The organism is Dellaglioa sp. CoH-55-MRSF-8, from assembly GCF_056782195.1.
Genome location: NZ_JBXAYH010000054.1, coordinates 1 through 569, shown reverse-complemented (window position 1 = coordinate 569; position 569 = coordinate 1). Strand labels below are relative to the sequence as shown.

Sequence of the window (569 nt, the reverse complement as noted above, 5' to 3'; positions counted from 1 at the left end):
CCCTATACCGCCCAACGGTTCCCAGCCACCAACCTTGATAAATTCGTTTACCAATTCAATCAGATTGTCACGATTTACCGCATTTAGCACAGTGTATTGCATTTATGCCACCTTTTCGAAGGCCGCACGAATCTTCGCGTGCACGGACAAGCGCGTTGCATCGCCAGCCGTATAGATCGCGAAGTTCGAGTCGATGATGTTGAGAATTTCGTCCATCAGGGGCGGGCGCTCGCGCTCTCGCTCCAGTTGTTCGTTAGCCTTTTCGCAGCCCACGATCTTCGCAATCGAGGCCCGGGCCATCGGATGATCGGGAAGCGCCGCGTGCAGATAATTGGCGCGAATCATGTTCGCTCGCTCGTTATCCTCGTCCTCAGCAGTCCCCGTCACGTTCACGATCAGCAACCGCAACAGGCCTTCGGCAGTTACCGCGCGCTGCCGTTCCTCGATTGCGACCGTCACCCATCGCTTCCCGTCGCTACGCACAGCTTCGCCCTTCAGGCGTTCAATCTCGGCCCATAGGATAAGCGGGTTTTCTTCGTTTGGTTCCAACCTATCAAAACTCATTTAAC

1 protein-coding gene is annotated in these 569 nt (G+C 55.0%); it reads right to left on the bottom strand.

The window, feature by feature from the left end; translation table 11 throughout:
- Positions 1-102: 102 nt before the first annotated feature.
- Complete coding sequence (locus AC1RPW_RS07855; protein ID WP_481769421.1) at positions 103-549, bottom strand: hypothetical protein; 447 nt, start codon at positions 547-549, stop codon at positions 103-105.
- Positions 550-569: the final 20 nt, after the last annotated feature.